This window comes from Bradyrhizobium sp. MV1.5 (genome assembly GCF_055807615.1).
The window spans coordinates 1-3,088 of the sequence record NZ_JBVVPL010000093.1; the positions used below are offsets into that span (position 1 = coordinate 1).

Annotated in this window: 2 protein-coding genes; one reads left to right on the forward strand and one right to left on the reverse strand. The window is 66.9% G+C overall.

Going from position 1 to position 3,088, the window contains the following annotated elements; translation table 11 throughout:
* Positions 1-175 precede the first annotated feature (175 nt).
* The gene (locus AC0L2J_RS34490; RefSeq protein ID WP_473395950.1) at positions 176-1,420 is read right to left on the reverse strand and encodes an MFS transporter; all 1,245 of its coding nucleotides are present in this window, start codon (positions 1,418-1,420) and stop codon (positions 176-178) included.
* A 167-nt stretch (positions 1,421-1,587) separates the two neighbouring features.
* Between AC0L2J_RS34490 and AC0L2J_RS34495 the strand changes: the two genes are divergently transcribed.
* On the forward strand, positions 1,588-2,940 hold the full coding sequence (locus tag AC0L2J_RS34495; RefSeq protein ID WP_473395951.1) for an Nramp family divalent metal transporter: 1,353 nt from the start codon (positions 1,588-1,590) through the stop codon (positions 2,938-2,940).
* Positions 2,941-3,088 lie beyond the last annotated feature (148 nt).

The following is a 3,088-nucleotide window of genomic DNA, read 5'->3' on the forward strand; positions in this document are numbered from 1 at the left end:
GGGGAGCTACGAGCGGTATCTGGCGAGTTAAGTGCCGCTGCTCCCTCAATGTCGTCCTGGCGAAAGCCAGGACCCATAACCACCGACTGTAGTTTTGCGAAGACTCGCAGTTGGCGATTTTTGCCAAACTGCTCCCTGGGGTGATGGGTCCTGGCTTTCGCCAGGACGACGCCACCTAACACCGCGCCGCCGCCTCATCGCCCACCATGTCGGGCTGCCGGTCCAGCGCCACCGCGGGCGAGAGCCAAATCACCAGCGCCTGCACGCCGAACACGGCGGCGGCGAGATAGAGGCACGCTTCCGCGCTCCAGAGGCCGCCGACGATCGCACCGAGTGCCGAGCCGACCGGGCGGGCGCCGTAGCTCATGATGTTGATGGCGGAGACGCGGCCGAGCAGGCGAGGCGGCGTCACCGACTGGCGCAGCGTCGTGGTCGAGATCACCCACAGGATCGGCCCGACGCCGAGCAGGAAGAAGCTCAAGGCCGCAAGCAAGGGCGAGGGGACCAGCACCGTCAGCGCCATCACCATTGCGGCGACGAAGCCGGTAACGGGGCCGAGGCCAACGACCGTGCCGAACGCGATGCGCTTCATCACCCGCGTGGCGAACAGCGCGCCGATCACCATGCCGACGCCGTACATGGTCAGCACGGTGCCGACGCCGACCGCGTTCAGGCCGAGGTGACGTACTGCGTAGGGCACGAACACCGCGATCTGCAGGAACCATCCGGTGTTGAAGATGAACTGGGTGATGAAGACCGGCCGCAGCAGCGGATGGTGAAACACGAAAGCCGCGCCCTCGCGGATGTCCTGAAGCGGATGCCGCCGTGGTGCCGGCGTGCGGGCGGGCTCGTAGATGCCGGAGAGCAGCACGACGGCGATCGCGGATAGCGCAGTCGCAAAGCCGAAGGCCGGGCTCGCGCCCCACCACCCGACCAGCGCGCCGCCGAGCGCAGGACCGCTGGCGAAGGCGATGGTGCGTGCGAGCTCGATCCGCGCATTGGCCGCCGGCAACAGGTCCGAACTCACCAGCGAGGGCACCAGCGCCGGCGCGGCCACGCTGTAGACGACCGTGCCGCACACGGCGGCAAAGCCGAGCAGCGCCAGCAGCGGCAGATTGAGCGCGCCGAGTGCGAGCAGCAGCACGATCGCTGCAAGGGCCGCGGCCCGCAGCGCCTCGGCGGCCGCCATCAGCGAACGGCGGGAGATGCGGTCGGCCAGCAAACCGGCCGGAATGGCGAAGAGGACGAAGGGCAGGGTCAGCGCGGTCTGGAGCAGGCCGGTCTGGCCTTCGGCGACGCCGAGCGTCAGCACCGCGACGATGGGGGCCGCGGCCAGCGCGATCTGTTCGGCCGACTGTGCCGCCAGGTTGGACCAGGCGAGGCGGTTGAATGTCTCGGGGAGGCGCGGGGGAATTGACATGGCTCATTTCCTGCAAAGTCGGGTTGGCGCCACTATCCGCCTCCGATGACCGCCAAACCCACCCGCTTCCCGACAGGGGCCACAAATAGCGACCGCCGAGGGACCGATGCGGCTAGATGCAGTTGCAAATGAGTTGCAATAAGGCTCGACTTCGGTATTCTCGCCGCATGGATGCTCGCTCTCCCGATCTGACCCGAGATGCCGCCGGCTGGCGCAATGACGCGCCTGCCACCAAGAGCCTGGCCGAGGTGAATGCCTCGGTCGCCCTCCCCATCGCGGGGGTGTGGTGGCGGCGCCTGCTCGCCTTCGTCGGCCCGGGCTATCTGGTCTCGGTGGGGTACATGGACCCCGGCAATTGGGCGACCGATCTCGCCGGAGGGTCCAAGTTCGGCTACACGCTGCTCTCCGTCATCCTGCTCTCGAATTTGATGGCAATCCTGCTGCAATCGCTGGCGGCACGGCTCGGCATCGTCACCGACCGCGACCTCGCGCAGGCCTGCCGCGCGACCTATTCGCCGGCCGTGAACTTCACGCTGTGGCTCGCCTGCGAGGCGGCGATCATCGCCTGCGATCTCGCCGAGGTCATCGGCACGGCGATTGCGCTCAAGCTCCTGTTCGGCATTCCCCTGATCGGCGGCGCGCTGATCGCTGCGTTGGATGCCTTTTTGCTCCTCATCCTGATGAACCGCGGCTTCCGTTTCCTCGAATCCTTCGTCATCGCATTGCTCGTCGTGATCGCTGTCTGCTTCACGGTCCAGCTTGCCGCGGCAGCACCGCCGGTGGCCGAGATGCTGAGGGGATTTGTGCCGAAGACCGAGATCTTCACCAACCCCGAGATGCTCTACATCGCGATCGGCATCATCGGCGCAACCGTGATGCCGCATAATCTCTATCTGCATTCCTCGATCGTGCAGACGCGCGCTTATGAGCGCAACGACACCGGCCGGCGCGAGGCGATCAAATGGGCGACGACGGACTCGACCATCGCTCTGATGCTGGCGCTGTTCATCAACGCGGCGATCCTCGTCGTGGCTGCCGCAACCTTCCACAAGAGCGGCCATTCCGACGTCGCCGAGATCGGCCAGGCCTTCGAGCTGCTGTCACCGCTGCTCGGCCTCGGCATCGCCTCGACGCTGTTCGCGGTGGCGCTGCTCGCCTCGGGCCTGAATTCAACGGTGACGGCGACGCTCGCCGGACAGATCGTGATGGAAGGCTTTCTCGACCTGCGCCTGCCGAGCTGGGCGCGCCGGTTGCTGACGCGCGGCATCGCGATCGTTCCCGTGATCGTCGTCACCGCGATCTATGGCGAGCGCGGCACGGCGGATCTGCTGGTGTTCAGCCAGGTGGTGCTGTCGATGCAGCTGCCCTTCGCGGTCATCCCGCTGGTCCGCTTCGTCTCCGACCGCCGCAAGATGGGCAAGTTCGTCATACCGGTGTGGGTCGCGGCGATCGCGTGGATCGTCGCGGGCATCATTGTGATTTTGAACTTGAAGCTGCTCGCAGATACGCTGTTCGGGTGAACAAGGCTGTCGTGGGGCGGCGCGGCCCGGCCCCCCAGGATTTCAACGGCAGTTGTGAAATTCCCCACGCGGCGCGGCGGGCGGGGTTGCCCCCGTTAGCGGGGGGTGGCGGCGAGCGAAAACAGGGGGCCCGGCCCCGCCGCGCCCC

What these genes read in the sequence shown, in the direction of transcription:
- AC0L2J_RS34490 (WP_473395950.1), bottom strand. Translation starts at nt 1,420, where the DNA reads ATGTCAATTCCCCCGCGCCTCCCCGAGACATTCAACCGCCTCGCCTGG.
- AC0L2J_RS34495 (WP_473395951.1), top strand. Translation starts at nt 1,588, where the DNA reads ATGGATGCTCGCTCTCCCGATCTGACCCGAGATGCCGCCGGCTGGCGC.